The organism is Candidatus Saccharibacteria bacterium (assembly GCA_016789455.1).
In the GTDB taxonomy this organism is placed as follows: domain Bacteria; phylum Patescibacteriota; class Saccharimonadia; order Saccharimonadales; family Saccharimonadaceae; genus CAIJKY01.
Genome location: JAEUQU010000002.1, coordinates 527887 through 553736 on the forward strand (window position 1 = coordinate 527887; position 25850 = coordinate 553736).

General features: G+C 57.3%; 31 protein-coding genes and 1 tRNA gene. 18 read left to right on the forward strand and 14 right to left on the reverse strand.

Annotation, left to right across the window (positions count from 1 at the left end; genetic code table 11):
• Positions 1 to 54: 54 nt before the first annotated feature.
• Complete coding sequence (locus JNJ66_03870; GenBank protein MBL8159569.1) at positions 55 to 492, reverse strand: GNAT family N-acetyltransferase; 438 nt, start codon at positions 490 to 492, stop codon at positions 55 to 57.
• A 24-nt stretch (positions 493 to 516) separates the two neighbouring features.
• Positions 517 to 1203: a hypothetical protein gene (locus JNJ66_03875; protein ID MBL8159570.1), complete on the reverse strand. Its 687-nt coding sequence runs from the start codon at positions 1201 to 1203 to the stop codon at positions 517 to 519.
• 111 nt (positions 1204 to 1314) lie between these two features.
• Between JNJ66_03875 and JNJ66_03880 the strand changes: the two genes are divergently transcribed.
• Both JNJ66_03880 and JNJ66_03885 read left to right on the forward strand, forming a co-directional pair.
• Positions 1315 to 3741 carry a hypothetical protein gene (locus tag JNJ66_03880; protein ID MBL8159571.1) on the forward strand — a complete coding sequence of 809 codons (2427 nt, stop codon included), beginning with the start codon at positions 1315 to 1317 and terminating at the stop codon, positions 3739 to 3741.
• A gap of 67 nt (positions 3742 to 3808) precedes the next feature.
• Positions 3809 to 4729 (forward strand): hypothetical protein, encoded by a 921-nt coding sequence (locus JNJ66_03885; GenBank protein ID MBL8159572.1) that lies wholly within the window; start codon positions 3809 to 3811, stop codon positions 4727 to 4729.
• 4 nt (positions 4730 to 4733) lie between these two features.
• On the opposite strand, the gene JNJ66_03890 is transcribed toward JNJ66_03885, so the two are convergent.
• The 4 genes from JNJ66_03890 to JNJ66_03905 form a co-directional block, all read right to left on the reverse strand.
• Positions 4734 to 4877: a hypothetical protein gene (locus JNJ66_03890; GenBank protein MBL8159573.1), complete on the reverse strand. Its 144-nt coding sequence runs from the start codon at positions 4875 to 4877 to the stop codon at positions 4734 to 4736.
• An 80-nt stretch (positions 4878 to 4957) separates the two neighbouring features.
• Complete coding sequence (locus tag JNJ66_03895) at positions 4958 to 5122, reverse strand: hypothetical protein (protein MBL8159574.1); 165 nt, start codon at positions 5120 to 5122, stop codon at positions 4958 to 4960.
• Positions 5122 to 5529, reverse strand: coding sequence for an NUDIX domain-containing protein (locus JNJ66_03900; protein ID MBL8159575.1), 408 nt, complete (start codon positions 5527 to 5529; stop codon positions 5122 to 5124). Before JNJ66_03900 ends, JNJ66_03895 begins: the two co-directional genes overlap by 1 nt.
• Positions 5530 to 5584: 55 nt before the next feature.
• A complete protein-coding gene (locus JNJ66_03905) occupies positions 5585 to 6130 on the reverse strand; it encodes an RICIN domain-containing protein (GenBank protein ID MBL8159576.1) in 546 nt (181 codons plus the stop codon).
• A 547-nt stretch (positions 6131 to 6677) separates the two neighbouring features.
• On the opposite strand from JNJ66_03905, the gene JNJ66_03910 reads away from it, so the two are divergent.
• Entirely contained in the window at positions 6678 to 8009 is a 1332-nt protein-coding gene (locus JNJ66_03910; protein MBL8159577.1) for a DUF4407 domain-containing protein, read from the forward strand.
• 377 nt (positions 8010 to 8386) lie between these two features.
• On the opposite strand, the gene JNJ66_03915 is transcribed toward JNJ66_03910, so the two are convergent.
• The 4 genes from JNJ66_03915 to thyA form a co-directional block, all read right to left on the reverse strand.
• Positions 8387 to 8462: transfer RNA gene (locus JNJ66_03915), tRNA-Trp, on the reverse strand.
• Positions 8463 to 8567: 105 nt separating this feature from the next.
• Entirely contained in the window at positions 8568 to 9029 is a 462-nt protein-coding gene (locus JNJ66_03920) for a hypothetical protein (protein ID MBL8159578.1), read from the reverse strand.
• A 62-nt stretch (positions 9030 to 9091) separates the two neighbouring features.
• The gene (locus JNJ66_03925) at positions 9092 to 9607 is read right to left on the reverse strand and encodes a dihydrofolate reductase (protein ID MBL8159579.1); all 516 of its coding nucleotides are present in this window, start codon (positions 9605 to 9607) and stop codon (positions 9092 to 9094) included.
• On the reverse strand, positions 9604 to 10521 hold the full coding sequence (gene thyA, locus JNJ66_03930) for a thymidylate synthase (GenBank protein MBL8159580.1): 918 nt from the start codon (positions 10519 to 10521) through the stop codon (positions 9604 to 9606). Before thyA ends, JNJ66_03925 begins: the two co-directional genes overlap by 4 nt.
• 97 nt (positions 10522 to 10618) lie before the next feature.
• Between thyA and JNJ66_03935 the strand changes: the two genes are divergently transcribed.
• The 14 genes from JNJ66_03935 (at position 10619) to JNJ66_04000 (ending at position 22354) form a co-directional block, all read left to right on the forward strand.
• Positions 10619 to 11464 carry an ATP-binding protein gene (locus JNJ66_03935; protein ID MBL8159581.1) on the forward strand — a complete coding sequence of 282 codons (846 nt, stop codon included), beginning with the start codon at positions 10619 to 10621 and terminating at the stop codon, positions 11462 to 11464.
• Between the two features lie 43 nt (positions 11465 to 11507).
• On the forward strand, positions 11508 to 12212 hold the full coding sequence (locus JNJ66_03940) for a M48 family metallopeptidase (protein MBL8159582.1): 705 nt from the start codon (positions 11508 to 11510) through the stop codon (positions 12210 to 12212).
• Positions 12213 to 12261: 49 nt separating this feature from the next.
• Positions 12262 to 13887 (forward strand): hypothetical protein, encoded by a 1626-nt coding sequence (locus JNJ66_03945; protein ID MBL8159583.1) that lies wholly within the window; start codon positions 12262 to 12264, stop codon positions 13885 to 13887.
• A 97-nt stretch (positions 13888 to 13984) separates the two neighbouring features.
• Positions 13985 to 14395 carry a preprotein translocase subunit SecE gene (secE, locus tag JNJ66_03950; protein MBL8159584.1) on the forward strand — a complete coding sequence of 137 codons (411 nt, stop codon included), beginning with the start codon at positions 13985 to 13987 and terminating at the stop codon, positions 14393 to 14395.
• Between the two features lie 24 nt (positions 14396 to 14419).
• A complete protein-coding gene (gene nusG, locus JNJ66_03955) occupies positions 14420 to 14965 on the forward strand; it encodes a transcription termination/antitermination protein NusG (GenBank protein MBL8159585.1) in 546 nt (181 codons plus the stop codon).
• 312 nt (positions 14966 to 15277) lie between these two features.
• Positions 15278 to 17131 carry a hypothetical protein gene (locus JNJ66_03960; protein MBL8159586.1) on the forward strand — a complete coding sequence of 618 codons (1854 nt, stop codon included), beginning with the start codon at positions 15278 to 15280 and terminating at the stop codon, positions 17129 to 17131.
• A gap of 75 nt (positions 17132 to 17206) precedes the next feature.
• Complete coding sequence (locus JNJ66_03965; protein MBL8159587.1) at positions 17207 to 17536, forward strand: hypothetical protein; 330 nt, start codon at positions 17207 to 17209, stop codon at positions 17534 to 17536.
• 167 nt (positions 17537 to 17703) lie between these two features.
• Positions 17704 to 18246: a hypothetical protein gene (locus JNJ66_03970; GenBank protein MBL8159588.1), complete on the forward strand. Its 543-nt coding sequence runs from the start codon at positions 17704 to 17706 to the stop codon at positions 18244 to 18246.
• 157 nt (positions 18247 to 18403) lie between these two features.
• Complete coding sequence (locus tag JNJ66_03975) at positions 18404 to 18751, forward strand: hypothetical protein (GenBank protein MBL8159589.1); 348 nt, start codon at positions 18404 to 18406, stop codon at positions 18749 to 18751.
• A 27-nt stretch (positions 18752 to 18778) separates the two neighbouring features.
• Positions 18779 to 19135: a hypothetical protein gene (locus JNJ66_03980; GenBank protein ID MBL8159590.1), complete on the forward strand. Its 357-nt coding sequence runs from the start codon at positions 18779 to 18781 to the stop codon at positions 19133 to 19135.
• 113 nt (positions 19136 to 19248) lie between these two features.
• Complete coding sequence (gene rplK / locus JNJ66_03985) at positions 19249 to 19674, forward strand: 50S ribosomal protein L11 (GenBank protein ID MBL8159591.1); 426 nt, start codon at positions 19249 to 19251, stop codon at positions 19672 to 19674.
• 106 nt (positions 19675 to 19780) lie between these two features.
• Positions 19781 to 20758 carry a 50S ribosomal protein L1 gene (gene rplA / locus JNJ66_03990; GenBank protein MBL8159592.1) on the forward strand — a complete coding sequence of 326 codons (978 nt, stop codon included), beginning with the start codon at positions 19781 to 19783 and terminating at the stop codon, positions 20756 to 20758.
• Positions 20759 to 20910: 152 nt separating this feature from the next.
• The gene (locus JNJ66_03995; GenBank protein ID MBL8159593.1) at positions 20911 to 21675 is read left to right on the forward strand and encodes a deoxycytidine triphosphate deaminase; all 765 of its coding nucleotides are present in this window, start codon (positions 20911 to 20913) and stop codon (positions 21673 to 21675) included.
• Complete coding sequence (locus tag JNJ66_04000) at positions 21656 to 22354, forward strand: thymidylate kinase (GenBank protein ID MBL8159594.1); 699 nt, start codon at positions 21656 to 21658, stop codon at positions 22352 to 22354. The genes JNJ66_03995 and JNJ66_04000 overlap by 20 nt, the downstream gene beginning before the upstream one ends.
• A gap of 3 nt (positions 22355 to 22357) precedes the next feature.
• Here JNJ66_04000 and JNJ66_04005 read toward each other — a convergent pair whose 3' ends face one another.
• Positions 22358 to 22966 (reverse strand): hypothetical protein, encoded by a 609-nt coding sequence (locus tag JNJ66_04005; protein MBL8159595.1) that lies wholly within the window; start codon positions 22964 to 22966, stop codon positions 22358 to 22360.
• Positions 22967 to 23098: 132 nt separating this feature from the next.
• Between JNJ66_04005 and JNJ66_04010 the strand changes: the two genes are divergently transcribed.
• Positions 23099 to 23800 carry an NUDIX domain-containing protein gene (locus tag JNJ66_04010; GenBank protein MBL8159596.1) on the forward strand — a complete coding sequence of 234 codons (702 nt, stop codon included), beginning with the start codon at positions 23099 to 23101 and terminating at the stop codon, positions 23798 to 23800.
• Positions 23801 to 23802: 2 nt separating this feature from the next.
• Here JNJ66_04010 and JNJ66_04015 read toward each other — a convergent pair whose 3' ends face one another.
• The 3 genes from JNJ66_04015 to JNJ66_04025 all read right to left on the reverse strand — a co-directional run bounded on the left by JNJ66_04015 (position 23803) and on the right by JNJ66_04025 (position 25665).
• Positions 23803 to 24492, reverse strand: coding sequence for a hypothetical protein (locus JNJ66_04015; GenBank protein ID MBL8159597.1), 690 nt, complete (start codon positions 24490 to 24492; stop codon positions 23803 to 23805).
• A gap of 179 nt (positions 24493 to 24671) precedes the next feature.
• Complete coding sequence (locus JNJ66_04020; protein MBL8159598.1) at positions 24672 to 25160, reverse strand: hypothetical protein; 489 nt, start codon at positions 25158 to 25160, stop codon at positions 24672 to 24674.
• Positions 25161 to 25224: 64 nt separating this feature from the next.
• The gene (locus tag JNJ66_04025; protein ID MBL8159599.1) at positions 25225 to 25665 is read right to left on the reverse strand and encodes a hypothetical protein; all 441 of its coding nucleotides are present in this window, start codon (positions 25663 to 25665) and stop codon (positions 25225 to 25227) included.
• Between the last annotated feature and the right edge of the window lie 185 nt (positions 25666 to 25850).

Sequence of the window (25850 nt, forward strand, 5' to 3'; positions counted from 1 at the left end):
CCAACCACGCCGAATGGCGCATCCAGATATATTTACCATAGTAGCTGAACCGCACTAGGCTACATCAAGCCACAAGAATGTTTCGCCCTCTGCAAAGCCGGCTTTCTTGTAAGCCGCAATCGCAGCAGCGTCATCCGGCGGCGTCAGGACGGAGATGAACTGGTATCCGTCTGCCTTGGCACTCTCAATTACCTGTTTGGCGAGCCGCGTTCCAATGCCTTGGCCACGATGGTCAGGATGGACATATATATTCTCAATCAGCGCCTTGCTAAGGCTTGTGTTACAGTTGGCGATAACGAAGCCGACTATCTGCTGACCACTCACAGCAACATAAAAATATACGTCGTCCTTACCAATACAAGACTGCAGGATGGATGCTGGCCAGAACGTGGGCGCTTGATCACTGGTCTGGAATTCGGGGATGTGTTCGCCCAACTTCCACACTATTGCGACATCCTCAGCCAAAGCCTTGCGTACCACTATATTTATCATAAATTGTCTATTGCTTCACTGGTTCTATTCTATAGACAAATGTTTCAAAATATCTAAATCGTTACCCATATAGATATCCGTATTGATATCCAGGGCATATGTGTATGTTTTACCTTGAATGAGATAGGAAGTAAAATGTTCGACCGTAGCAGAATTAGAAAGCCTACGTGACACAGTATATCTTACGGCCTTCTTGTCATCATACGTGAATGTGTCTTTAGTTAAGATTTTCATTCTATATGCCGCCGGCCCGCTTTCGACCAGGCCGTCATCCCCAGTATTGCCCTTTTCGTATAGTACTACTTGCTGCGTTAAATCTCCACCCATACTTTTTAGGAATACGACGTGATCTTTTGGATGAGACGGTGAGCGAGCTATAATCTGGTGGGTAACCGGCTTGTCTTCCAACTTGGGCACTTCCGAAGAATTAACGGTCCATTCAGCCGGCGTAGCTAAGTGTAGACGTATTTGTTCGACTGATTTTACACGCCACCCCTCGGGTAATTTTGCCTCTTTTTCAACCTGCTGAAGCACATCTTCGCTCTTTATTTGAGAAGGCGAGTCGTCGCTGGCATTACTACTGCTTTTATCATTTGCACTGCTAGGCTTCGTGACTTTGCTTAAGTTGCTTAGCACTAAATAGTAGATGATGGTCACTGCCATTATTCCTACAAAAAGCGTCAGACAGAGTATAATCGTTTTTTTATTCATAAATTCACTTTAGCATGATTAAACCAACATATATTCAGCAAAAAACCTAGACTAGTCGAACTCTTTTTTAAACGTTACTATTTTAACAATAGAAGTAAGGAGTAGCCTGCTATGAAGTTGCGTTTATTGCCAATTATTCTGGGTATCTTTGTGTCACTGATGATTGCCGCTCAGAAAACCGATGAAGTGAAAGCAGCTACGCAGTTTTCTATTCCAACCACAGGTGTCGGTCAATCAATTAGCACTCATGAAAACGGCGAGGTTAGTGCAATAAGTTGCGACTCCTCCAACAATAGCTTGAAGTATGTATCTACTTTTTTGCCAGAAGGGTACCCTGGCGTGCAAGCTACACGCCAGAGCTATGAAGACTGGTTTGGGGCATCATGTAGTCCATACGGTTTCACGCAGGGCACAGACTCTAAATTTTTTATCCGAGAAGTCGCACTTAAGGGCAGCTACAATGACTATCGGATCGCCGCATACAATAATGGCCAGCTTAGATGGAGCAACTCTCATATTGCCTGCGGCTCTCCTAGAGACTTAGCCTATCCGACCGTTGGGCCTAATAATACTACGTACTACATAGGCTTTCCAACTGGCAATTGCACCACCGAAAGCGTCCTCCTCTACGCCGTTAACTCTAATACAGGTGCCGAGAAGTACACTGTCACGCTCTCCTACAACGGCAGCTCACTCGCCCATGCAATACAACATATATTCCCGTTACAATCTGGCGTAGCTGTTCTCGACGGAAAAGTTCTTAAGTTTTATTCAGTGAGCAATAATACAATCAGCCTTACGTCACAGCAAGATGCATTTTTTGCTAGCAATCAAAGTATCGTTAGTATGTCCGTTGCCCACAATGGTGCCGGATATGTATTGTTGTATCCCGACTCCGACAACGGCGGGAGCTCGACCACTACCTGTGCGGGCGAAACTGAAATTGGTCACATATCGGCAAGTGGTATTAGTCTAATCCCTAGCGATGATTGCAACTACCAGCCGCAAAGCATATCAATCGCGCCCGATGGTGGAGTGATTACGGTCGGGGGAAAAGGTAGCGCTTATGCAAACTATGCTTACGACGATAGAATTATTAAATATAGTTCAACCGGCACCGTCTTATACGATAAAGATCTTAACCAAATAAGTAGTATTTTCGACACAAACCCGCCAGATATAAAAAATAGTCATCCCATCGTTGATAGTGATGGCAATGCCTATGTCACTACAGTAGCGGGATTGCTGGCGAATACAAATGACCGAAGGGTGACGTATAGACAGCTTGACCCTTCCGGAAACGCTACGATTCTTTATACCTCCTCGGCCATAAGCCAAGCCAGTGGCACTCAGTATGTACAGGCAAATATGCCTTCTGGGTCGAACTTATATAGCAATCATGCCCACATCTTACTATGCACCGTCTCGAGTCCAACAGCTTCATGTGCCATCAGCAACAACTTGTTTATAGTAGATATCGAAAACAGCACAATTAAGCCCGCCTATGCGCGTTCGACTCTCAAGCCAGCCCAAAACTTAACCGATTCAGATGCTGACGGGCTAATCGCGTCTGAAGAACTTGAATGGGGCACTTACGATAACAGTATAGACTCTGACGGCGATGGATTGTCGGATCTTAGGGAATCGCGTAAATACACAGGTAAGTTTGACACTTACTGCGGCTACGACACCTTAACTGCTGTCTATAAATGCACTTGGCCTGATCCCGCCAAAAAGGACGTGTTTATTGAAGTTGACTGGATGCCTTCAAGCCCATACTCGACCAAACCAGACACTTCCACATTGTCATCTTTAATATCAAAATACAAAGAGGATAAAGTAAACTTGCATATTGATGCAGGCGAATATGGAGGTGGAAATGCAGTTGAATTCGCAGGCACAACCAGCATACTTCCCGAGCCTGCCTCACCCTCTAACAACAATGCGAGAAGCATATACGAGTATAAATTAGGTTCGACATCAAGTTCTAGCAACTTTGATATCGATAACCGCTACAGAACCTGGCGTTATACTTTAATAGCTGACGGACTGCTTAATGACAGGGCGGGACTCGCATGGGCAGGGGATGACGATTCACTTATCGGTACTAAGGAAATATATTGGGCAAAATATCCGCAGACCATTAATACAGCGACTTACAATAAACAGGTTGGCAAGGCACTGATGCATGAATGGGGGCACAATTTGTGTCTAAGTAGTGAATTACAATATAACTTTCAGAGCGGAAGCTGCATCTCTGTATCAGTGGAATCGACAGCAGTGACCGAGAGCATTTACCCAAGTATCATGAATTACAATGTTTATGAGAATATATCCAGCGACATTAAATACTCTCATGGAAGTAATGGTGTGGCAAATGGCGACCACGACGACTGGGCTGCCATAGACATCGGAATTAATGACTACGCGTGCTTAGATACTGGAGACGCCACATGGGCCAGCAGTATAATTAGCACCACGCTTCCAACAAAAAACACTTGCAACAGCTCGGGTGTAATAACCAGCTACGACAACTGATGATTGCTCCTTTACCGGTGGATGACAACAGCCACACTCGCCATTCTCTATACGGACAATATCACTGATGAATACAGCCGCCTTACAACCGCTGGCCGGGCGCTGGCCCGAGGATGTCGTCCCTACCCTTGATGACCCGCAAAGGTTATTTTCTACGCCGGGCACCCAAAGCGTTTACGAGGGCACCGTGCAGGTAAGCGAGACCGACAGCCAATCAATACTGCAGTTCGCCACGGACAATGGCATGACGTACCAAAAGACCGTCGTACCCCAGACCGGCGACGTACCGCCGGCTTGGCTCGGGCCAACCCTCAACACGACCATGCCGGTATTCGCGCATGAGGTGCAGGGGCAGCTCTTTGGGTTTCCGGTAACGATGCTGCTGGCCTATACGGCCGCCTCGACGCAGCAGAGCAATGCCGAGAATCTCAACCTCGCCCGCAGAAGTATCGTCCGGGTGTCGCTGCCAAAAGTATTCCCGCAGATCGTGCTTGAATCCAACAAGAATGACAAGTCTGCCGTCAGTACCATGCCGACTTCGTTCAAAACCGATCAGAAACTAGGCCTGGAAGGGGCCTTTGCAGACTACTTTGACCTTTACGCGCCGCGCGGACTGCAAATAAACACCCTGACGCTGCTGGCGCCCAACTTCATGCAGCAGCTAATGGACTCGTCGGCGATGTTCGATGTTGAATTCTTAGGCACTGATATGTACTTCGTGACGAAGGATTCGATATATTCACCGCACATCATGGAGCAGGCGCTTGGCATCCTCGAGACTCAGCTGACATACCTGAAGCGGCTGCTGGAAAGCTGGGATTATCAGCCGAACAATCCGCCGTACGACCGTCTGGAAGTGACGCAATGGCAGGGTGCGGTGACGAAGATCGGGCCGCTGCGGTTGAGCCCGGGCGTGTTGCTACTGCTGATACTAGGTGGGTTCGTAGTGTTTGGAATCGTTGTCGCAGCACTGCCGGACCAGCCCTAGTACCTCAACCGATTTCTGGATATTTTACCGGATCTTTGCGGTAATACGCCGTCCAGCTGTTGTCTTCATCGATTGCAAGCGTTTCCATGAACAGGCCTTGATTGTAGGCGCCGTTCTTCTGGTTCTTGTCAGCTTGTGCGGCGGCCACCGCCTCGGTGGGGATGCCGTACGATTCACGCAGGTCATCAATGATCTGTTGCAGGTCGGCCAGCTCCTCGGCACGATCAGCTACGAGGCTTGTTCAAGCTCTGCGGCCTCTTCGGTCAGTTTCTGTATCAGTTCGCGCCGGAGCTCATCCGGACTGAGACGACGGCAGGTCGGGATGGCACCAATATCATATTGGTGATCGACGATTTTGTCTCGGACCAGTTTGTTGAGCTTGAATACGGGCATTAGTCTACCAAGCCCGCCTCGTGCAGGCTCCGCAGCACTTTACCGCCAAAGATCGAGCCCACTTTGATATCATCAGGCACGCTTGAGTCGAGCCAGCGTATTTCAGCTATTTCTGCACTCGGGGTAATGTCGCCACGCCATTTCTTAACGATGAAGGCCTGCATATGCACGGTCTTTCCCTTATGATTGGCAGCTTCAGCGGTATACTCGCCATACGGTTCAAGGTCGGCCTCGTCGACATCAATTGACAGTTCTTCTTTGAGCTCGCGGACCAGGGCTTGCCTGGCGGTTTCGCCTGCTTCGATCTTGCCGCCCGGGTTGATGAAGAATGCCATATCATGAGCACGAGTAAAGAGGAGCTTGCGGTCGACTATGATGATGCCGGCTGACTTATATATGTCTTGCATTACACTATACTACCGCTTCTTGCGGGTGTGCGACAATCCCGAAGGACCTATAGCCTTACGGCGTCGACCACTTCTGCGAGTTCGACTTGTTACAGTAGCTGACAACCAGCAGCGTGCCGTTCTTCGTGCCACCGAACTTCGGCACTAAGCAGAATTTGGTCCTCTGGTTAACAAGCGACCCATTCGTCCCTTTCTTCCACTTCATCGAAGTTCTGTTGTCGCAGGTGCGGAGTTTGACAGACAAGTTGTCCTTCTCCGTTGCGTTGGGGACGTACCCTTCGACACAGCGGCCCTGTACGACCAGGTTATAGCTGGAGTTGCCCACGGACTTCATCGTCACTTTCTGGGCTGCAGAACCGTTGCAGTCCCAAAGATGGAAGTTGTTACCGTTGACTACTCTTGAGAATGAGTTGTCCAGGCAGCGGCCACTTGAATGCCTGATGGCTCCAGTCTTGTTAGCAGCTGCGTTGGCCAAGTGCAGGGTCAAGAGTCCTAATGCTACAAAGATAGCGACGCCGGCTGCGATAAGCCAATTCTTTTTGATGACAGGTTGTTTCTTTTTAAGGACCGCTTGCTTCTTTGTAGTTTTTCTACGTTTCATTGCGTAGTTCCGCCTGTTAATGATAGTTCGCATTATATTGCTTAGCATTATCACAATGGCTTGCTGACAATTTTACAAAGATTATCTGGAACAAAGCGCATATTCCAGCCAGATTGTTATAGTCACCTGCATGTATGTGAGCTTCGACCAGTTGCAATTGATCCGCCAGCAACATCCGCAGGCACGCATCGTGCTGGCGGGTGGCGTCTTTGACCTGCTACATGTTGCCCATGTGGATTATCTGCAGATAAGATTTCAACTACCGGCATCATCGATGCGATACGTGCGGAAAGCCATTCTTAAGAGGCGTAAATACTTGCTTTTTCTGTATTTTGTAGTATAAATACTACACAGGTCAAGCATTCAAACCTCACATCAGGAGAATACGTTGACAGTAACCGAGCCACTGGTCCAAGAGAGAGACCAGACAGAGGCAACGGACGACCCGGAAATCCGGCAGGAAGCGCCAGTACAAGCAGAGGAGACGACGAAGCCCAGAAGGTCCTGGAGATCTTGGAGGCCTCGGTACTCCATCCGCGAGCTGCTGATGATGCTCGGGGGTGCCGACCTGGAGCTCCTCGAAGAAGCCCCCAGTGATAAGAATGAGTTCGTCGCACGCGGATTGTCAGCACTGGTGCCGGCGCTCTTCGCGTTTGCCGCCTTCACCATTGCAGGGGCGGTCATCGCCCTCACTGTCTGGCTCGGCGTCCCTGTGGGCGTCATCTGGGCCGTGGTGGTACTCGTCCTCGACGTCAGCCTGCTGACGTCCCTGGTCGGCGCCGACACGAAACAACGGATACGCCTGCTGTTGATCCGGGGCTGCGTCAGTCTGCTCGCAGCCTACGTCTGCGCGCAGTTCATCCTGATCGCCGTCTTCCACCAGGATATCGTGCCACAGATGGTGCGGAACCAGGTGGAGGCTGCGCAGGACTACGCGGAAAACGTAGTCGGGCCGCAGTACGAGGCCGACAAGACTGCGGCCGAGACGACCCTGGCTAACGGCCAGAAGGAGCTCGACGCGGCAGCCGCCAAGACGGAGGAGCTGCTGCAGAAGGTAAACGCCGCGAACATCACGCTGCGGTGCGAGGTCGGCGGAATCAACGATCCTGGCGACTGCGAGGGGACCACGGGCGACCGAGGTTTTGGCGACGAAGCAGAAGTGGCCCAGAGCCAACTCAGGGCTGCCGAGAGTGAGCTTGCCCTTGCGCAGGCAGCAGAGCGTGCCTCGCAGGCGCGCCTTGGCCCGGAAATGGAGGCCGCGCGGGCGACCCTCGCGCGGATCGAGAGCAGCGTTGCCGCAGACAAGTCGGCGGCGATGGAGCGCCAGCTGGCCGACCAGGGGCTGATCGCCCGCTGGGAGGCGCTGGATGACCTGCGCGAGAAGTCGTGGGCCGTCGATGTGTTCGCCTGGGCTCTGGAGGCCCTACTGGTGGCCATCGACCTGATGGCGGTGATCGCTGCCGTGACCAGCAAGACGCCGGCATACAGCCGGATCGTGCGGGCCAAGGAGGTGGAAGCCGACATCAGGGCCGGTCTGATCGAGACCGAGGCTCAGCTGGCAAGCAGGGTGCGCGAGGCGGAGATCACGACCGAGATGGCCCCCGCGCTCGTCACGATTCTGGCCGCCAAACGACAGGCGGCGGCGGAAGAGCTCAGGGACCAACTGGCGGCGATCGGCCGCGAGAGGCAGCTCGCAGAAGCCAGGGCCGACCTGCGCGGCGATGTCGCGCGCGCCGAGGCCGACGGCGACATCGTGAGTTCGATCGCCAGGCACGAAGCCGCACGCGTCGAGCGCGTCATGAGCGGTCGGGGCGCGATGGGTGCCGATGGGTCTCCGTTCTACTGGCGCGGGCCTGTCACGGACACCCGGGTGGCGTAGTTCCGGCAGGTCCAGACCCGCCGGAACGGGGCATGACCCTGCGGCCCGGCGGTCACGCCTGATGTGACTGCCGGGCCATGCTGGCCGGTTCTGGGAAGATCTCCCGGAGCCGGCCATTTGTAATTTTGGAGCTTACTTTATTGGCAGTTACGGCAGTTTTATCTCTCGGTTTGGGCCGCACTAATCCTCCCCGCAGGACATCGCTTCACTACGCCCAAGCTCCTCCGCTTGCTTGCCGGGAAAATACTTCGTGCTTTCCCGTCTGCACTGCGCTCCGCCGAACCTACGACATTCGCTACGCGAACTCGTCGCAGGTTCGAATACTGCGGTCCAGGGGCAAGAAAATAGGACAAGCTTGAAGGCTTGTCCTATTTTCTTGGCAGGGGTAGCAGGACTCGAACCTACGACACCCGGTTTTGGAGACCGGTGCTCTACCAACTGAGCTATACCCCTATGCGCGACGGTATTAGTATACCAGATGACGTGGATATGAGAAGTGGCACCCCGGGCCACGCTGCAGGGCGCAGCCCGGGGTGCGTTTAAGACGGGCGGAGCAGCTCACTGCGCCGCCGGACTCAGCTCGCGGAGCAGCTGGTTGAGGATCCGGCGGCGACGCGAGTGGTCCAATGTGATGATGAGCTGGACGCCCTCCCACCACCTGAGCTCGATGGTGCGGTCCTGGTCGGCGCCGCCTGCGACGGCCTGGGCGAACAGCTCTGCGGCGGTCTTGTCGGCAAGGCCCTCGTCATCGCAGCCGATAACCCGCCACAGCTGCGCAAGCAGAGCATCGGGCACCAGCCCGAACGCCAGCATGTAGAGCAGCGCCAGGTTGCCCTGCCAGGTGTGTTCGCTCAGGTTGCGAAGCGCCCGGCGGCGGAAGGCCAGGTCGGCTCCGCGGATGCCCTTGCTCTCGAGCGTGGCGATCACTCCGCTGCCATCCTTGCCGTCCTTGGCGTCAGCGGTGATGCTCCAGGCCAGCATTACCAGGGGCCGCCAGTCCGGGGTGGGCGGGTCGTTCATACTGCTCCTATGGTCTCGTATCGGCCTCGATTACCGATAATACATTTATTTCAGCATTGTCACTATCGTTTGGCAATAGGGCGGACAAGCGAGATGAAATCAAAGGCCTCACTGTGACGCTCATCCGCCTCATGCCGCTCGTGAAAGACTTCGTGCCATTCGCCAGGGTTATACGTAAAGAAGGTATCGCCTTTGGGTGCGGCGTGCACCAGCGTCACCTCCATGCGGTCAACCTGGGGCATGGCTTCTTCAAACAGCTGGCCGCCGCCGATAATCCAGACGCGTGAATCGGCAGCCGTCAGCGCCAAGGCCTCATGCAGCGAATGGACGACATCGCAGCCGGGGGCAGCGAAGTCCAGCTGACGCGTCACGACAATATTGCGCCGGCCGGGCAGCGGTTTGCTGCCGATGGATTCGAAGGTCTTGCGCCCCATGACGATCGCCTCGCCCATGGTCAGCACTTTAAAACGGGCCAGATCATCAGGCAGACGCCAAGCCGGCATGCCGCCCTCGCTGCCAATGGCACCGTTCTCGGCAACGGCGACGATAATGGCAATGCTGCGGCCTTGTTCATTCATACGGCGATAGGTGCCTTTATAGCCGGGCACGGGTCGTAGCCCTCAAGCGTGAAATCTTCATATGTGAAATCAAAGATAGAAGTAACAGCCGGGTTCAGATGCAAGGTCGGCAGCGCACGCGGCTGGCGCGACAGCTGCTCCGCCACCTGCTCTTCATGATTCTTATAGATATGTGCGTCACCGAAGGTATGCACGAACATGCCCGGCTTCAGGCCGGTCACCTGGGCCATCATCATGTTCAGCAGGGCATAGGAGGCAATATTGAAGGGGACGCCCAAAAAGAAATCAGCGCTGCGCTGGTAAAGTTGGCAGTCCAGCCGGTCGCCGTTCACATAAAATTGGAACAGTGAGTGACAGGGCGGCAGGCCGGCCCTGGCCATCTCATCAATCTCCGCCACGTTCCAGGCAGAGACGATGATGCGGCGCGAGCCGGGGTCATGCTTTATCATGTCGACGACGCGCTGGATTTGATCGATTTCGCCGCCGTTGCCATCCGGCCAGTGCCGCCACTGATAGCCGTAGACGGGCCCCAGCTCGCCATACTTTGCGGCAAAAGCGTCGTCCTCTTTGATGCGCCCGATAAAGGCTTGCAGGCCCTGGCGCCATTCGTCACTGTCGCTGGCTGGCACCTGCATACCACTTGCTTTCAGGTACGCCCGGTACGGCCACTCATCCCAAATGTGCACCTCGTTATCAACCAGGTACTTGATATTGGTACTGCCGCTCAGGAACCATAGCAGCTCGTGGATGATGCCGCGCAAAAACAGCTTCTTGGTCGTCACAGCCGGAAACCCCTCAGCCAGGTCGAACCGCATCTGCCGTCCAAAGACACTCTTTGTGCCGGTGCCGGTGCGGTCCTCACGGTAGGTGCCGTTTTCGGAGATATCCTGGAGTAGTTCGAGATATTGTTTCATCATCCTTATGCTATCACAGGAGTTGAATAATTCTTTTTACATATCCCGTGAAAAACACAACCCCAATGGCCAACGGGATGGTACAATAGGAACCAGTATGAAACCGCTTCCCGTATCGACGCCGACTATGTTCATTATGGTAGGGATTCCTGGCGCCGGCAAAAGTCACTTTGCCGGGCAGTTCGCGCGGCAGTATGGCCTGCCCGTGGTGACGGTCGAGCCGATCGCCGAAGCTTTGCCGGATGCCGCCCCTCTCATCTACCATGACGTACCGACCCATGCCAAGATTGCCAATCACTTTGCCGCCCAGCTGGCCAAGACGGGGAAGTCGTTCATCATCGACACCGCCCATGGCAACAGCAAAATCGAGCGCATGCAGCTGCAGCGCCTGGCCAACCACCACCGCTACCAGACGCTGCTGGTCTGGGTGCAGGTCGATGAGCCAAGTGCCCGCCAGCGCGTCAAGCGCGCCCGCCAGGAGCAGGGAAAGCCGACAGACGAGCACCGTTTCATAGACGCCGTCAAGACGTTCAACGCACCCACCGGCGAACGCTACGTGGTGGTCAGCGGCAAGCACACCTTCCCGGCCCAGCATAATGCCGTCGTCCGCAAGCTGATGCCCAACCGGCCCGCGCCGGTGGCGGCCGCCGTCGCCAAGTCTGCGACGGTTGCCGCACCACCTCCCGCCAAGGCCGCGCCAGCCGCAGAACCGTCAAAGTTCAGCGCTGCCAAAAAATCCGCCACCCCGATCATCGCCGTTCCGGCGCCCGGCCTTGCCACCAGTTTCAAAATCAATGACCCGCACGATTCCGCCAAGCCTGCCGCTCCAGCCACCAAACCGTCAGCACCCAAGCCCGCCGCCGAGCCACAACCCGGCCTGAGCCGCCGCATGCACAGGCCGGTCAGCCGCCCGGTGCCGACCCGCCGCATCAACATCGGCTGATTTCGTTCGACAGCATTAAAATTTCACGCTTCCACAAGGAACCATGCCCAGCCCAGAGTCTATTACTGATGCCGAATTCGGCACCATCCAGGTCAAACGCATCGCCACCGCCAAATATCTCCGTGTCCGCCCGACGCCGGCAGGTGAGCTGGTTGTGACCGCGCCCAAACGCGCCCTCAAGCGCGATATTCTCTCGTTGATTAACAACGCCCGCCTGAAGATCCGTGACCTGCTAGAGCAACAGACCGAGCGCGCACCTGCCTGGCAGCACGGCAGCCGCATCAGTGAGCGTCACATTTTGGAAATCATTCCAGATGAGCGTATCAGCACAGTCAAAACCTTCGCTCGCCAGGGCGTCATCAGTGTCCGCTACCCGCGCGGCACCAGCCGCAGCGACCTGCAGGAGCACATCCACAAGGCGATTAAAAAAGCCCTCAAGGCTGAGGCCATGCAATACCTGCCAGAGCGCATCCACGGCTTCGCCCGTGAATACGGCTTCAGCTTTGAGCGCCTCCGTTACTCTACCGCCAACGGCCGCTGGGGCAGCTGCAGCACCAGCGGCACTATAAGCCTTAACATCTGGCTGATGTCCCTGCCGTACGACCTGATTGATTACGTCCTTATCCACGAGCTGGCCCATACCCGTCAGATGAACCATAGTCCGGCCTTCTGGGGCATTGTCAGGCGCTGCCTGCCGGATTACGCCGAACGCAAGAAGACACTCGCCAAGTACAGCCCGCAAAACTAATGGGAAGCCCCGCTGGTCACAGTCCGACCACTGTGCCATAATAACGCTGATGCTTTCTTCTGAGCGACACCCTTATTTCCTGAGCACTATTCAGCTGGTCAACAAGCTGGAAATCGTCCTGCCGCTGTTACTATCACTGGCGCTGGCACTGATTCCGACAGGCATCATCCGCAGCGCCCGCTACTCAGGCATCTTCATCATCGCGGTCATCGCCGTGCTGATTATCACCGTCATCTTCCGCAGCGTCTTTTTGGAGCCATCGGCACGGGTGCAGGCATTCTTCAGCGTCGTGTTCCATATCCTGCTGGCCGGTACCTTACTTGCCATCACCGGCTTTGATTCGCTGGTACTGATATTCTGGGTCGGCCTGCTGATACTGGCCTATATCAACCACGGGCGTGGCGGCTTCCTGGCAAGTTATCTGGCGATACTACTGACCGCCTTTTTGGACATCGCCATCCAAAATTACCTGATGCAGGCCGACCTGACCTACTACGCCAGCATCATCATCGGCCTTATCGGCGTCTCATCAACCGCTTACATCCTCTCAAATCTTATCTCTGGAGCGGCCATCGCCCATGAATCAGTCATCAAGAGCCGCACCGCCCAGGAGTTGGAGCGCGACCGCCTGCGCATCCTCGTCAACAGCATGAGCGAAGGCGTCATCGCCACCGACCCTGCAGGCATCATCCGGCTGCAGAACTCTGCCGTATTGTCCATTCTCGACACAAACCAAAGCTTTATAGGCAAGAACATCAAAGGCGTCTTCACGCTGACCGATGAGAAGGAGACTCCGGTGTCCCTGGCAGAAATCCTCCACGACATCAAAGCACCGACCGTCCGCACCGACCTGACCCACCACTTCAACGAGACCGACAATATCCGCCTCAGCCTGCAGATCACACCCATCCGCGCCGCCTATCACACAAGCAGCGAACCAGGTTATTTGGTCATCTTCCGCGATATCACCCGTGAGAAATCACTCGAGGAAGAGCGCGATGAATTCATCAGCGTCGTCAGCCACGAACTACGCACCCCCATTACCATCGCCGAGGGCAGCATCAGCAACCTTATCGTCCTGCAAGACCGCGGCGCCACACCGGATATCCTCAAAAAATCCGCCGTCATCGCCCACGACCAGGTGCTGTTCCTGGCCTCGATGATGAACGACCTCAGCACTTTGTCGCGCGCCGAACGTGGCATCAGCGACCAGCAGACCCAGATTCCCGTGCAGGAGCTGGTGCGCCAGCTGTATGACAAATACCAGCCCGAGGCCGTCAAGAAAGGCCTGGACCTGCACCTCGACGTCGACGCCCAGCTGCCAACCATCCTGCAACACCGCCTCTACCTGGAAGAAATCCTGCAGAATTTCGTCACCAACGCCATCAAATACACCCAGGCCGGCTCGGTGACCATCCACGCCCATGTGACGGGCGACCAGCTCGAATTCGCCGTCAGCGATACCGGCATCGGCATCGGCAAGACCGACATCGACAAGATTTTCCAAAAGTTCTACCGCGCCGAGGACTACCGCACCCGCGAGACCAGCGGCACGGGTCTGGGCCTGTACGTCGTCCACAAGCTGGCGGGCAAGATCGGCACCCGCATCGAGGTCACCAGCCGGCTCAACCACGGCTCGCGCTTCAGCTTCCGCGTGCGGTTGGGCCAACAATGAGAAGCAGATTGACGAACCGCTATAAACGGTATAGTATTGACAGCAGCAGCCCTACAAGATTAGGGTTTTTTATTTTCCAGAATGAGAGGCATTAGCAGTGGCCAAGAAGCAATCAGAAGATGACGGCGTAAAGATCGTTTCGCGCGTATCAGTCGGCAGCAACAATGAGGTAAAGGAAGTCAGCACGACCAAGTCGTCCAAGGATGCCAAGGCAGCCAAGGAAGCCAAGGTGGTCAAGACAGAGAAGCCAGCCAGGATCAAGAACGAAAAGATCGTCGCCGGCAAGAAGCCCCGCGGCAAGCGCCGCCTGGGCGCACCACGCTGGCTGCGGGCCATCGGCGCCTACTTCGCCGGTGCCTGGAGCGAGCTGCGCCAGACCAAGTGGCCGACCCGCCGCGCCACCTGGAGCCTGACCCTGGCGGTCATCGTCTTCACGACCGCACTGATGCTGTTCATCGTGGCCATCGACTACGTCTTCGACCTGTTATTTAAACAAATCATTCTTTAACGGTAGTTTTAAGGAGAAAATCATATGAGTTCAAACCGTTACGACTCCACCCGTCTCTGGTACGCCGTCCACACTTATTCCGGCTATGAAGAGAAGGTGGCTGAGAGCATCCGCCAGCGCAAGGACACCGTCGACATGGGCGACAAGATCTTTGACGTCATGGTTCCCAAGGAAAAGCAGATCGAGATTAAGAACGGCAAGCGCCGCGTCGTCGAAAAGAAGATTTTCCAGGGCTACGTCCTGGTCGACATGAAGATGACCGAAGACGCCTGGTACATCATCCGCAACACCCCCGGTGTCACCGGCTTCGTCGGCAGCGGCACCGAGCCCACCCCCGTCTCAGAAGACGAAATGACCAAGATCAAGAAGCGCATGGGCGTCAGCGACCCCAAGCACAACATCAACTACAAGGTCGGGGAAGTGGTCAACATCGTCGACGGTCCGTTCAAGGGCTTTGATGGCGCCATCAATGAGATCGACACCCAGAAGGGTAAGATCAAGGTACTGGTATCCATGTTCGGGCGGGATACGCCGGTTGAGTTGGACGCGTTGCAGGTCAAAAAAGTCTAGTTTCAGCATGAACGTAAAGAGCCTCGACTCCGAGGCTCTTTTTTATTAGACTGTTGTTACCCATCACGCATGTCGTACATGGAGGTTCTGATGTCGAAGCAGCAGATACTCATGATCGCAACGTCCGCCTATGCGGACAAGGGGTGCGGAGAGGGAGGCTATCCTGCCTCGGACACGACCCTGAGCAGGACCGCACCACCCTTGCATGCCGCGTGTGTGCAAGGGTGTTTCCATGTGCGTTGAATTGTTTTTAAGTTCTCGCCGCAGCCTTTTTGCATGGACTTTTTATTAAATTTATGGTACGGTACTGCAATGAAAAAAACAACCGCTCCAGAATCCCTTTGGCCCTATACCGAACGCAACGGTGACTATGCCCGTAGCCACGTGGAGACATTGCTGCGTGAGCCCGAAGTCGTCCTTGATGGCGAGGAGCGCGCCGAAGCCGTCGCCTTCGCCCACGGCTTGGTCAAAGGTGAGGCCGACGACGTCACCTGTGAATCCTCCCGCAGCCTGGAGGCGGTTTACAAGGCCAGTGTCCTTGCTGGCGAACAAGCTTTTTACCTGCCATATTTCCGCACGCCCGAGGGCCAGAACGATCTGGTACGGCTCGGTCTGGGTCCCGATGCCGACGACGAGCAGATCATCGCTGCCGTGAGCGACCTTGATGCCGTCAAAGCGGCCATGAAACCGACTGAGCGCAAGCAGATCGCCAACCGTTCAGTACGCTGGCGCCGGGCCGAGCTAGCCGACCGGCTGCTTGACGACCCCGAAGCCGACCTCGAAAAGACAGATGGCCGCATCGTCAATGTCAATTACGATCCCGACAAGATCCTTGCCAAACTTGGCGACCTGCAGAGTTTCCGCAGCTATTACCGCACACTCTACCGCCAGACCAAGGAACTGCCCGAATCTGGTCTCAAAGAAGCCAAGCTGACGCTGATCAATGTCCACATGGGCCGGATCAATGCCATGCTGGCCGACCTCTACCCGAGCGCCTACAACCTGGCCCGGCAGCTTGACCGCAGCGAAACTACTGAGCAGACCGAAACATGGAGCGACCGCCTTGCCGAGGTAGCCCAGACCGTTGTCATCGTCCACAAGGCCGTGAAAGAAGAACGGCTTGAAAAAGCCACATACATGCGACGGCTGGACTACATCCGCAACGGTGCCAGCGTTTCAGAAAACGGCCCTACGCCGATCAGCCAAGTGCTACTGGAGCATGTGGAGAATCTGGACACCGGCAGCCAAGAGCTTCCCGAACCGGTCATCGATGCCCGCACCCTGGAACAACTCGACACCACCGAATGGACCGCCGACCAGGTAGCCGAGCTCTCAACGGCCGTGCTGGAAGAGTGGGGACTATTGAGCGAACATACCGCCAGCTGGGATGAAGTCGACGAACGTGACGGCCCAGCCGAAGACGGCAAGTGGCAGGTGGTCGTCCATCCCAAGAAAGATAATCTTTCAGTCAACGGTGCCAAGAAAGTCGTCATGGTACCCGACAGCTTCAAACGTACCCTGTCCCAGGTGGCGCCGGCCGGCGCCCTGGTCGTCGCCGCCCACGAGCTGACCCATGTCTTACAGAATGAGTACGACGATGCGCTGGCAAAGGAGTTGCCACTGGCCCGTATCAAGGGCCGCCGCTACGTAACGATGCGTGAGGCCGGGGGCATTTACCAGGAAAAAACCTTCCAGGCCATGCTGGGCCGTGATCGTCCGGCCAACCCTCACTACCTGCGGGCGCTGCAGGTCAAAGAGGCGGGCGGCACCATCCACCAGCAGGTCCGCGCCTTCTTCAACTCGGCGGTCGAAGCTGCCGGCGTCAACCCCGACGAAGCGTTTGACGGCGTCTCTCTCAAGCCCGAAAAAGTATACTCCCTGATGGATCAGGCGGCCGACCGCGTCCTGCGCCTGCACCGCGGCAGCGGCCACGAGTCACAGCCGCTCGACTACATCGAACAGGACCTGATCATGCAGGCGCTCGAAGACCTGGGCGAAGATCAACGGGCAGCCGTCATCATCGCCGGCGGTTCATTCGCACTGCAGGATGCCGCAGCACTGCACCGCGTGGGGCTGTTCGACATTCCACAGGGCGTTGATATCGAACCGGCAGCAGACGTCATGCGCATCTATCAGGAGCGCTTCGCGGGCAGCCGGGCTGCATAATCTCTATAGTTGAAACTGCACGCTACTCACCCCACAGGACAATACAACTACCGGTATTGCAAAAAATAAACTTCGTTGTATAATAATACCGTACACGCCGTTCACGAGTCAGGAGTCATGATGGACCCCCGCACTTCCGCGCGTCCCGCCCGCCACGACGACATGACCATCATCCGCTGGACCATCTGGGGACTGGTGGTGGCACTCAGCGTCGTCAGCATCATCGTCGGCGCGATCAGCCCGCTGCTGCCCACGCTGATGAACTACCGGGCGGCGCTGCCGTTCTTCTGCGGCTTCGGGCTGCTGTTGCTCATCGTCCTGCTGATCGAGATGCCGGACGGTGAAGCCAAGCGGTCCTTCCGCCGTGGGCTGCGCCGGCGGCTGGGGATGGCCGCGCGCCGCTGAACTACCCGTGGGCATGAGCCTGCCGAAAAGAGTCCGCCAGGAGCATCCTGACCGCGGCTCCTCGGCGGGCTCTTTTCGTATATGATGTACATACGTATTGACATTTCATTGTGCTTGTGCTATAATTATATAGATAGCCCTTCGCCCTACAACGATCGGAGAGTTACGTGCTCATCAACAAGGCTGCCCTTCAGGACGCCGCCCTGACCGTCTACGACACCACCCGGCTGACGCTCCGCGCCATCGAGTGGACCTTCGCGGCCATCATCACCCTGTTCGGCTTCCTGCTGGTGGCGATCGGCGCGGTCTCGACCCTCAAGCAGGAGGTGCCGTTGTCCGTCCTGCTGGCCGTCGGCATGGGAAGTGGCGTGATCTACTTCATGGCCACCGAGCTGCCGGCCAGTGAACTCAAGACCCGCTACCTGCAGGTGCTGCGCCGGCTCGACCCGGCGCGCTACGTCTGCTGGGCCGGGCTCGCGCAGAGCCGCCCGTACATCGCGAACCTCGCGCGTGACCTGAGCGTCATCGCGGGCGTCTCGATGGTGGCGGTCGGGTCGGTCATCGGCGGTATCGGCCAGCTGACGGCGCTGCCCGGGTGGTACTACCCGAGCGTGGGCCTGACGCTGCTGGGTGCGCTGGTGGCCCTGTCGGCCAGCCGCATCTTCCCGGCCGCCAAGCAGGAGCGCACGGACGACGGCACTCACGCCTGAGTCCATCGGCAGGCTATCAACAGCCCGCCCGAAGAGAGCCCGTCGGAGGATCACCTCCGGCCCGGCCCTTCGGCGGGCTCTTTTCGTTGTTGTATTGTCTTTTACTATTTTCATGATATAGTATCTAACGCTGAACCCGTTTGCGAGAAAGGGAGCCATGCTCTACCTGGCACGCACCAATCCGGCCACTGTGATGATCGACATCTCAACGCTCGAGGGCGAGGGAGCCCTGGCCGTCGCGCAGGAGCTGGTCACCGTACCCAAGCAGCTGGCGGGAGTCAGCTCGCTGCTGGACAGGTGGCTCGGCACGCCGAGCACGGCCGACCACCAGTTCGTCGAGCTGGACGGCATCGATGCGCTGTGCGAACACCTGCTGGCCGAAGCCCGCAGGCGCCTGGGCAATGAAGATGAAGCCCAGCGGATGCTGCGCGTCCTGATGCAGAGCGTCTACGACGCACTGCCGCCCGACCACCCGGACGTGCCGCCCACCGGGCAGTACGTCTGACCACCCGCCAAGAAGCAAGGAGCGACCATGCCATACCAGGTCAAGACACGGCACGATGATCCGCGCCAGTACTTCTATCTGGTGGAGGACTCCGGCGGCAGCGGTCTCGCTACCACCAAGTTCCTGATGATGCTGCAGGCCGAAGCCGTTCCGCTGGACCAGGCGGTCGCGTTGGCGGAGCAGGACGGCACCAGCTCGCCCGAGGATGTGTTCCAGGGCTTCGACAGCGTCGAGGACCTGCGCGCCTACCTGCTGCAGCTGGCCGCCAAGAGCTTCAGTGAAGCCGCCGCGGCAGAGCTCGTCAAGCACCTCCTCACGCTGCTCAGCGAGCAGCTGCCCGAGGGCCACATCGAGCGCGAGATGATCGCGCTCTACACCACGTAACCCGCCACGAAAAGCCCGCCGCCGCGCGGCCGTGGCGGGTTTTTCATTTTCTAGACAAATCGGCTCAGTTGTAGTATGATTAGCAGGTTACGTACTCAGGGAGTAAATTCTACATGGCAAAAAAAGTAATCGGAAACATCAAGTTCAAGGTACCAGCCGGCCGCGCTACCGCAGCGCCGCCCGTGGGTTCCGTACTGGGTCAGTGGGGCCTGAACATGATGGAATTCATCAACCCGTTCAACGACGCTACCAAGGAATTGGCAGGCAAGAGTGTCATCGTGCACATCCAGGTCTTTGAAGACAAGTCCTTCACCTGGAAGAGCCTCGGCCAGCCGGTTGACGAAGCCATCATGGAAGCCATCGGTGCCAAGAAGGGCTCCGGCAAGCCACAGGCTGACAAGATCGGCAAGATCACCCGCGCCCAGCTGGAAAAGATTGCCGAGAGCAAGATGGAGCACCTCAACGCCAACACGCTTGACGCCGCCGTCAAGACCATCGCCGGCACCGCCCGTTCGATGGGCGTTGAAGTCGTTGACTAAGCAGCTCCGGTATAATTTACCTCTAACATCAACTAATTTGTGGGAGGCGGAAGCACGGTGGCGCAGGCCACGCGCCCGCCGCACGCACCACGAAGGAGATATCATCATGGCAGAAGCCAAGAACAAAGAAGACCTGGTTGAAAACATCGAGAACCAGGAAGCCGACGTAGTCGTCGCCGTCGAGAACCAGGACAGCGCCGTCGACGTCGCCGCGCCAGCCGCTGCCGACGAAAAAGAAGGCACCGCCAAGGCCGGCAAACGCAGCGCCAAGTCGCTGAAAGAAGCCGAGGAAAAGGCCGAGAAGGAAGCCCGCAAGGAAGCTGGCGACACCACTGCCCAGGGCGAGCACGAAGCCGCTGAAACCAAGGGCCCGCGCCCAGTTACCCGCAGCCGCCTCGAGCGCCGTGGCAAATCTTACCGCAAGGTAGCCGAACTGGTTGAGAAAGACAAGGCCTATTCTCTTGCCGAAGCCCTCGAGCTGGCCGCCAAGACCAACCCTAGCAAGTTTGACGCCGCCGTCGAGCTGCACGTCGCCCTGAACGTCGACCCGCGCCAGGCCGACCAGAACATCCGCACCACCGTCAGCCTGCCCAACGGCACCGGCAAGACCATCCGCGTGGCCGTCTTTGCGCCAAGCGACCAGCACGCCGCCGCAAAAGAGGCCGGTGCTGATATCGTCGGTGAGGACGATTTCCTGCAGCAGCTGGACAAAGGTGAGCTGAACTTCGACATCCTCATCGCCACTCCGCAGCAGATGCCAAAACTGGGCAAGTACGCCCGCACCCTGGGTCCGCGCGGCCTGATGCCGAACCCCAAGAGCGGCACCGTCGCCACCAACGTTGCCAAGGCCGTCCAGGAAGCCAAGGCCGGCCGCGTTGAGTACCGCGTCGACAAGCAGTCGATCGTCCACATCAGTGTCGGTAAGGTATCCTTCGGCGGCGACAAGCTGACCGAGAACGCCAAAGCCTTCTTTGCCAGCCTGCAGGCTGTCAAGCCAAGCGGCCTGAAGGGCAACTACATCACCGCTGTCTCGGCGGCCACCACCATGGGCCCCGGCATCAAGGTGGATCTGACGAGTCTCTAGGAATACTGCGGCTGTAAAGCGTAAGCATATTTCACATGAAAAGTGTGCGGTTGGCAAATTGCTGACCGCATATTTTTTTTGGCCCTCATCTCGTGTATCATGGTAATGAATAAAGAGAGGGAGTACCGGCGCACCACCGCCACCATACGCTTATGTCCGTCTTCAGCAATACCGAGCTACACGAGGCCATTAAGGAAGGGCACATCGTCTTCCATCCGTACAACGCCAAGCACATCAACGGCAGCAGCATCGATGTGACGCTAGGGGAATGGTACTTCCGCACCGACCGGCGCAGCCGCCACGATATCTATAACCCGTTCAATGAAGCCGAGGTGAATAAGTATTTCAGCGCTGCCCAGCGGGCCATTCCGCACCATGAGTGGTGCGAGGATGCCGGTATCAAGCTGTTGAAAAATATTCCCAAGAAACAGCTGATCATCGTGCTGGAACCAGGGGAGCGTATCCTGGCACACACCCATGAATTCATCGGCATCAAAGCGCCGGGCACCAGCAGTATGCAGTCGCGCAGTACCTGGGGGCGCAACGGACTGGCCGTCTGTTTTGATGCCGGCTGGGGAGACCCGGGCTATATCAACCGATGGACGATGGAGATTTATAACCTCAATCAACACCACCGCATCGTCCTGCCGGTGGGCGAGCGGATCGCACAGGTGGTCTTTTATCATACCGGCGAGGTCAAGGGAGAGTACTCAAACCTGAGCGGCAAGTACCAGACGACTTCTGAGACGGACATCGAGAAGCTGGTCGCCGCCTGGGAACCGGAAGACATGCTGCCCCGGGCCTACCGCGACAAGCGCGAACAACCGATAGAATTGAAGAAGCCCAAGAACAAGCAGTACAAGTACGGCTTTGCCGTCCACGAGGAAAGCGACAGGCATGGCTCGCCACAAGATTAAAGGACGTTTCATCGCTATCGAAGGCGGCGATGGCAGCGGCAAAGCGACCCAGGCGAAGCTGTTGCTGGAACGGCTGCAGGCCGGGGGATACGCAGTCATGCCCGTCAGCTTTCCGCAGTACGGCACGCCGTCGGCCCGCCTGGTCGAACAGTATCTTAACGGCAGTTTCGGGGCCGTGGGCACCCAGGCGCCCGAGCTGGTCAGCCTGGCCTATGCGCTTGACCGTTTTGCGGCAGCGGCACACATCAGGACGGCCCTTGCCGACGGGCAGGTGGTCGTTGCCGACCGCTACGTCGCCTCAAACCTGGCCCACCAGGCGGCGGGCATGGATGACGCGCGCCGGCGCAGCGATTTTTACGAAGAGCTCAAGCAGATAGAGTATGACATCCTGGGTATACCGCGGCCCGACCTCAATATCGTGCTGTCGGTGCCTGCCAGCATCTCACAACAGAACGTCGACAAGAAGGCCGCCAGAAGTTACACCACCATGAAGCGTGACCTGCATGAAGCCGACGCGAACCATCTGGAGCTGGCCAAGCGCAACTTTGAGGAACTTTGTCAGCTGTATCCGCAGGAGTTTGCCCGTATCGACTGTATGCGGGACGGGACGCTGGAGCCCATCGAAGTCATCCGCCAACAGGTCTGGCAGGTGGTACAGCAGCGGCTTGGCCTGCAGTAAGTATCAGTCTGACCGCCCAAGACGTTCGGCCTGGATGCCGTCCAGGAACTGCCTGACCGCAGGCAGGGCGTCGTCAGTGAAGTCTTCATAGGTAACCGTGCCGGCGATATTACGCATACCACGGGTCAGGCGCGAAAGCCTGGTGTCCTGGTGCGCCAGGTAGAGTGATGGGATGCCGGCAGCTTCAGCCCAGGCTTCCTCGATGGCGTTGCCGTGGGCCACAGGGTCAAGGCAGTTGATGTGATAATCGGGCACGACAGCTGCGAACATGTGGTCGATATCGCGGACTTCGGCGGGCGTGACATCGGGGTGGGCCACCGGATCGGTGCCAAAGAGATGTGGCGCGTAGCCGAACATCGTAGCGCCTTCCAGGCTATAGCTGCCGATGATACGGTGCAGCTGTTCGTAACGGTGCTTGACGGTCTCGGGCATGCCGGTCAACGCACCGGCAAGGTAGATGACGACGTCGTGACGGCGGCGGATGTCGATTGCCAGGGTGGCGGAATCTTTGACGGCGGGCGTCAGGCGGCCCTCGGCCTCTAGGCTATCAACAAATTTCTGCACATCTCTCTGGCGGTCGGCATGTCCTGATGGCGCGAGTGTCTCACTCATGTTTACTTACTCCTCTGTGCGGTTATACTGTTACTAACGCCATCTTCGCGCAGGGCAATGCTAAATTCTAGGGTAATATACTACCCTTGTCATACCGTCAATATCATTAAGCCATACTGCAAAGGACTATTCATGGAACTGCACAAGGTACACGTCACTATTCTGGACACGCTCCGCCGCCAGGCCACCGCCCGCTATAGCGTCCTCCGCTCCCACACCGATCTGGAAAGCGACAGCTTTAAGTTCTACCTACGTAAGCTGGTCAGCCGCGGCTATGTCGAGAAGCTTGAAAGTGGCGAGTACGGCCTGACGCGTGACGGCAAGGAATTTGCAAACAGCCTGGATACCGCCCAGCAAGCCGCCCTGAAGCAGCCGAAACTATCACTATTGATGGTTGCGGCCAGATCCGACGACTCGGGATCGTTGCGCTATCTGGTGCAGCAGCGCGCACGCAGCCCGTTCCGTGGCTACTGGGGCTTTTTGAGCGGTCCGATGCAGTGGGGCGAGGCACCGGAAGATACGGCCGCCCGCGAGTTTTTGAAGCAGACGGGACTGACGGCCAAGTTCCGTGTCAAGGCATTTTACCGCCAGCAGGACATCAAGACGGAAGACGGCACGCTGGTACGCGACCGGCTGTTCGTAGTTCTTGAAGCCTACCGCCTAAAAGGCGAACTCAGCAATGAGTGGGGCGGCGGCGAAAACCACTGGCTGACGCGCACAGAACTCCGGGGCAAAGAGAAGTACTTTACTTCCTGCAAAGATGTCATCTCGCTCCTGATTTCCGGCAATGCCTACAAGACGGGTGTCGCCGAAGTCAGCAATGATGAGTACTGAGCTTACTGCAGGGCCCCCTGCAACCGGACATAGAGTGACGCCGTCGTATCAGTACCGCGGTCGGCAACGACCGTGATGACCGGCAAGGGCCTGACGAGCGGTTCGGTGCCTTTGCTGTCGGCCTCGAGCGATTGGCGTATCATGTCGTAGGCAAGACCAGCTTCTCCTTCTTTGACAGCCGACGCGAACAGGCCGACCGCCAGCTCTTCGCCGCCAAGCTGCGGATCGTACTGTAGCGGAATGATGTAGACATCAGAGATGACCTCATCGCCATTCCGGTAGCTGGCGACTAGCGGGGCGTAGTCCTGCCGGCGCGACGGCGGGTAGATAAACAGGAAATCCGGATTCTCGTAGCGGGCGAAGCCGGTATGATATTCCTCGATGTCGGGCAGCTCGAATGACAGCGTCGTATCGTAGTCGGACGGCATCTCGGTCAGGCCGAGGCTATGGGCGACGCCGTGCGTCCTGAAGACCCGCTGCATGGCGACGGCGGCAGGCTGGGTGATGACGCCGTTCTCGACCAACAGGTCGACGTACGCCTTGTATTCCAAAAGGAACTCAGCGACCGTGCCAAACTCCTGCGACTCGGCATGCTCGGGACGTTCAGGCCGGACCAGGACGTCTGGAAGGGGAAGTGGTGGCGCCGTCTCTAACGGCCCGGCTAGGGGTAATGGCTCGCTGACAAGGGTCATACTAATACACTTTCATGAACAGATGATTAAAGATTAAAAAAAATAGCACGCAGGAAGATAAGGGGTAAATGACTGGGAGAAGCGGAGCCATTCATGTGGACGTTCGCCGTCCGGCGGGCCAGGGGGATCGCCCCTGGGACACCGCCGGACGGCCATGGTGCGGCGCGCGGGGGTAACCGCTAGGCCACGGCCTCACATTCGAAGGCAGCGATGGCCTCGAGCGGGTGTTGCCCCTCGGGCCATCCGGTCAGAAAGCGGGCGATTGCAGCTTGCCGCCGCGATGCCCAGCTGAACCGGTAGAGGTGCTGAAGGTCGCGGTCGGCGACACCCAGCGCGACCAGCAGGCGGGCATAGAACTGGTCGTACATGCCCATCTTGTTGACGATGCCGGGCTCCGGCGGGGCGGCACAGACACCGTAGTACGGCATCAGGCGCAGCCAGAACTCGCCCCACGGGTTCATGAGGCTTGCATCCTCAGCCGACCGCCTGGCCAGCTCGCGCAGCCGCCGCACGACGTAGGTGGTGATGGTGCGCCAGTGAACGTCATGGGCGAGAGCCAGGACGGTCACCCGCTGCCGAGCTTCGAAGAACTCGCCACGGAGAATGAGCTCCGCGGCAGCTGTCGCGGTCTCGAGCCGGTCGGTGTACATCTGCATGCTGTCTTCCATGATTGAAACCCCTCCGTGACGGAAGTGACTGGTTACAGGTTGAGCAGTGGTGCGGCAGTACCTATCAGGCGCTGTGCCGGTGATGACGGCGGTCGCGCGGACGGGCGTGTCCTGCCTGCCGGGGGCGGGGCCGGACACTGCGGACGGCGAGCTGGGCGGACGCTGGCACTACTGCCAGCAAACTATCCCAACCACCCAGCGTTTCAGCTGCACGGCCGCAACGGTCGAGCAGTTCATCGCGGGCATTAGGATCACCAGCGAACCTGACGATGGCCTCGAACGTGCCAATCAGGCCGACGATAGTTGCGGCGTCGATGGTTGAATCGTCATCAGGCAGCAGGTCCAACAGGAGCTTGCGGTCGGAACCGATCTGGCCCTGCGCCTTGTCGACGCTGGCGATGAGGGCCATCAGATCGAGCGGTCGGCGCCGCGCCTGGGCGGCGACCTTCTCGAGCTGGGACCGCATCGGTCCCTGGATCTTGCGCGCCTTCGGCTTGCTTGCCACTGTTGCTTCTCCCAAATTGTCAACACGGGTGCCCAAAACTACTCTCTGCCTTGTGGGCGAAAGCTGTTTAGATGGGCGACGTGACTCTGGGTACCGGTGGGTAGCCCAGCGTGAGGCAAACGCGCGTGCCTGCGTTTGCCTCACGGCGGGCGGCCGTGGCGGCGTAGCGTCGAAAGTGGGGTCGG